4 protein-coding genes are annotated in these 3,484 nt (G+C 71.2%); 3 read left to right on the top strand and 1 reads right to left on the bottom strand.

The annotated features are described in order from the left end of the window. Positions 1–56: 56 nt before the first annotated feature. Positions 57–881 (bottom strand): hypothetical protein, encoded by an 825-nt coding sequence (locus tag FV226_RS27025; RefSeq protein ID WP_147765343.1) that lies wholly within the window; start codon positions 879–881, stop codon positions 57–59. Between the two features lie 253 nt (positions 882–1,134). On the opposite strand from FV226_RS27025, the gene FV226_RS27020 reads away from it, so the two are divergent. From FV226_RS27020 to FV226_RS27015, 3 genes are read left to right on the top strand one after another with little or no spacing between them, the layout of a single operon-like run. Continuing rightward, a complete protein-coding gene (locus FV226_RS27020; RefSeq protein ID WP_147765342.1) occupies positions 1,135–1,350 on the top strand; it encodes a hypothetical protein in 216 nt (71 codons plus the stop codon). Further along, positions 1,347–1,571, top strand: coding sequence for a hypothetical protein (locus FV226_RS28265; protein WP_187278867.1), 225 nt, complete (start codon positions 1,347–1,349; stop codon positions 1,569–1,571). The genes FV226_RS27020 and FV226_RS28265 overlap by 4 nt, the downstream gene beginning before the upstream one ends. 34 nt (positions 1,572–1,605) lie before the next feature. Then, a complete protein-coding gene (locus FV226_RS27015) occupies positions 1,606–3,447 on the top strand; it encodes a ParB/RepB/Spo0J family partition protein (protein ID WP_187278866.1) in 1,842 nt (613 codons plus the stop codon). The last annotated feature ends 37 nt before the right edge of the window (positions 3,448–3,484 follow it).

Raw genomic sequence — 3,484 nt, 5'->3', positions numbered from 1 at the left:
GGGTGGGGCCGCTTGAAGATTCTGCCTTACGCGGATGCATAGGACACGTGACCTCGTCACGGTGCTGGCGAAGGCTCCGGGGCCGGCTCGAACAGCCTGTCCCGCAGGGCGGGGCTGAGCTGGCGCCGATGTGGGAAGACGAGGGCCAGCGCGTGCGCTGCCAGCGTCGGCGATAGGCTGTCCATGCTCGCGAGACGGTGCCCCGGTCCGGACGTCGTGGCGCTCCATCCTTGCCCGTTGGCCTCTCGGCACCTGTCCGTATCCAGGCCCGAGAGTTCACGGCATGCGAGCAGGAGGTCGTTCCGGACGCCTTCGTCGTACGCCCGTTCCAGGGCCTCGGCCCCGGCCGGCGTAGCGAGGCGCGCGTCGACGGATTCGACGGCGGCCGTCGCGCTGCCGAGGATGCCGCACGCCCAGTCGAACTGCTTCCGCGTGAGGTTCGGCTCGCTGGCAAACCGCTCCGCGAGATCCAGCCGTCCGCCGAACGCCCAGGCCGCCGAGGCCGCCGAGGCGATCATGCTGTCGAGGCCGTCTTGGAGAAGCTCGACAGCCTCGCGGGCGACCGGGCGCCGCGCCGCGTCGCGCTTCCGCGTGAAGGCGAGCTCCCGCTCGGCCGCCGCCGTCCAGACGGCCAGTCGCTTGGCGAGGCGCTCGATGTCGGCGCAGCCAGCGAGGTCGAGCTCGACATGGGGCCCGTCCAGCACGAAGCCCGCGGCCTCCATTCCCGAGCGCGCGCACGAGGCGGCCGCGTCGTAGAGCGGCGTGCGCGCGGCGACGAAGACGGCATCGCCCTCACGCCTCCAGACCAGGTCGCAGAACGCCGGGGCCGCCTCGATGGGCGGCATCCGGACTTGGGTGGCGGTATCGGTGAGGGGCGTCATCGGAGGGCTCCTGGCTGCCGGTCAGCAGATCGGCGTCACCTCATGGTCTCATAATCCCTCAAGATTTCAAGACCCCATCGCAAGCAATCGCCCCCAACAGAAATGACGGCATTCACAACAGTTTCCCCAACAGCCTGTTGTGAATGCCATTGTGGAAAGAATTATTTTCGGAAAGGGGTTGCGCGGACTTCCGATGGACTCAAATCTGCTGGTACGCTGACTGCCAGCGACGATTCGAGCGCGGAGGTACACCATGGACGAGGAAGCGGTTACTTCGGAGAGGGGGGCGATCGACCGCCTCCGGGAGGCCATCAACGAGGAGGGGACGGCGAGCGCTTGGGCCGACAGCGTCGGCCTAAGCAGGCAGTACGTGGGCGACGTGCTGGCCCGTCGGCGCCCCCCGGGCCCGAGGCTGCTCTCGGCCCTCGGGCTCGTCCGCGAGACCCGCATCGTGGCGAGGCGGTCGTGAGCGCGGTCGTCGTCGACCTCGCATCGCGCCGGCCGGCTCGGCCCGCAGCGGATCCCACGGCGCCATCGCTCGACGACGTCGTGCGCAGCCTGCGCCTGGCCTGCTCGGCGGAACTCGCCCGACATGTGGGCCTGCTGGAAGCCCGCCTCGCCGCCATCGAGGCCCGCCTCGCCCCGTCGGATCCCGTGCCCCAGGCCGGGACCCTGTCCCAGATCGGCTGATCCCGTCCCGCCCTCAGTTCAAAGGAACCCCGTCATGAAGACCGTCTCCATCAAGAGCCTCCGCCCCGGCCACGACGCGTCCGCCCCGATCGGGATCGCCAACGTCCGGCAGCACGACCGGACCGGCGGCATCGAGGCCCTCGCCGACAGCATCGCCGCACACGGCCTGATCGCCCCGCTCGTCGTCGTCTCCGGGCCCAAGGGGATCCACTTCGTCGCCGACGGAAACCGGCGCCTCGCGGCCCTGGAGCACCTCGTCGCCACGAAGCGGATGAAGGGCACCGACACCGTTGCCGTCGTCGAGCGCACGGCCGAGGAGTGCGCGGAGATCGGCCTCGCCGCCAACGTGATGAGGGCCCCGCTGCACGATGCCGACCGCTACGTGGCCTTCGCGAACCTCGCGTACCTCCGCCTAAGCGAGGCGGAGATCGCCGCGCGCTTCGGTATCGAGCTCAAGGAGGTGCGTCGGATCCTGGCGATCGGCAAGCTCTCGCCCGCCGTCCTCGATGCCTGGCGCTCGGGCCGTCTGGGTAGGGACGGGAGCGGGGTCGTGGAGTTCGTCCGCGTCCTAACCCTGGCTCCCACGTTCGAGGAGCAGGAGCGGGTGCTGGCGAAGATGCTGGCCCAGAACACGCTGGGGGTTTGGGCGGTCAAGCGTGAGCTCGGCATCGGCGAGCACGACACGAACCGCAACCTGCGGCTCGTCGGCCGGGACGCGTACCTCGCGGCCGGCGGCGTGATCGTCGAGGACCTGTTCGGCGAGGATCACCGCGTCGAGAATCCGGCGCTGCTCAAGACGCTCGCCGACGAGCGGATCGCGGCGGAGTGCGCCCGGCTCGTCGGCGCGGGATGGGCATGGGCGGCACCCGACAGCGCCCTGCCGGATAGGGCTACCTGGTCCTGGGCCCGGCTGAGCGTCGAGCCCCGCGCCTGCACGGTCGAGGAGCTCGCCCGCCTCGAAGCGCTCCATGCGATCGTCGACGCCGAAACCGACGAGTACGATGACGGTGAGGAGCTCGCCCGGGCCGAGGAGGAGATCGAGGCGATCGAGGCGGCGCAGCAGCAGGAGGGCTACACCGCCGAGCAGAAGGCACGCTCGGGCGTCATCGTCGGGATAGGCCGCACCGGCGAGTTCGATTACCGGGACGGCGTGATCCGTCCGGCGACGGCGGAGGCGGCCCGGGCCTTCGCCGTCATCGACGGCGTCGACGAGGCCGAGGCGGTCAAGGCGTTGAAGGCAGAGAAGCCGGAGGCCGCTACGCTGTCGACGGCGCTCGTCGTGCGCCTCAGCCAGGCGCTGACGCTGGCGGCGCAGGATGCGGTGACGGCCTCGCCCAAGGTGGGGCTCGCCCTGCTGCTCGCCGGCGCTGCCACCGGCTGCCACCACACGAATCCGGTCCGGATCCGGACCGAGGGATACGGCGTGACGCCCTCGATCCACGGGGAGAGTTTCGAACCCGCGCTGGCGAGGTTCCTCGCCATGCCGATCGAGGACCTGCTCGCGGCCGCGGCCGCCGTCGCGGCCCGCACGCTGGACCTCCAAGTCTACAACGCCACCGTCGCTCCGGGGCAGGTCACCACCTCCGTCGCGGTGGCGTCGGCGCTCGACCAGGGCCGGCTCGCCGAGACGCTCGCGAGCAGGTGGGACGCCGAGGACTACTTCCGCTCGGCCCCGAAGGCGATCGCGCTCAAGGCGATCGAGGAGGTGCTCGGCGCCGCCGAGGCCAAGCGCTGCGCCTCCATGACGAAGCCCGAGATCGTCGCCGTGGCGCTGGCCCGCGTCGTCGGGTCGACCTGGTTGCCGCCCGAGATCCGGCACCCCGGCTACGCGGGTCCCGGCGCCGTCGCGGCCGAGGCCGACCGGAAGGCCGCCTGACCCCACCCCCGGGGCGGCCGTCCGGTCGCCCCGTAGT

The sequence above is a fragment of the Methylobacterium sp. WL12 genome, assembly GCF_008039475.1.
Taxonomy (GTDB): domain Bacteria; phylum Pseudomonadota; class Alphaproteobacteria; order Rhizobiales; family Beijerinckiaceae; genus Methylobacterium; species Methylobacterium cerastii.
This window is presented reverse-complemented; position numbering and strand designations above follow the sequence as displayed.

Coding starts and splice junctions, on each gene's coding strand:
- FV226_RS27020 (WP_147765342.1), top strand. CDS start 1,135: ATGGACGAGGAAGCGGTTACTTCGGAGAGGGGGGCGATCGACCGCCTC.
- FV226_RS27025 (WP_147765343.1), bottom strand. CDS start 881: ATGACGCCCCTCACCGATACCGCCACCCAAGTCCGGATGCCGCCCATC.
- FV226_RS27015 (WP_187278866.1), top strand. CDS start 1,606: ATGAAGACCGTCTCCATCAAGAGCCTCCGCCCCGGCCACGACGCGTCC.